Source organism: Telluria sp. AZSoR62 (genome assembly GCF_058111565.1).
The window spans coordinates 1-295 of the sequence record NZ_JBYTST010000239.1 but is presented as its reverse complement, the minus strand read 5'-3'; the positions used below and the strand labels follow the sequence as shown (position 1 = coordinate 295).

Sequence of the window (295 nt, the reverse complement as noted above, 5' to 3'; positions counted from 1 at the left end):
CGAACTGTATCCATGCGCGGAAATACTGAGAAAAATCAACAGTCTTGAGTCCACCTTTACCACGGATGCCTAAATATGACGATCACAAACCAGAGCCCAATGGAAGTCTTGGTCAATGATGTAAAAGTTGGCGAGATCAATTGCAAAGATTGGGACAGCCTCAAGCAACGCGCCAGAAGCAACAAGCGGACTTATATTACTCAGGTTGTCAGCTTTCTCATGGCGCTAGCCAAGCAACTGATGAAAAACTGCGTAGCTCTGCCGATGGCAATTCTTGCTGTTATCTCTCTATTCG

The 295-nt window shown here is 45.8% G+C and carries 1 protein-coding gene; it reads left to right on the top strand.

The features are described 5' to 3' along the window. Nucleotides 1-75: 75 nt before the first annotated feature. On the top strand, nucleotides 76-295 hold a 220-nt coding region (locus tag AC3XQU_RS23660; RefSeq protein WP_489876581.1), incomplete at its 3' end, for a hypothetical protein.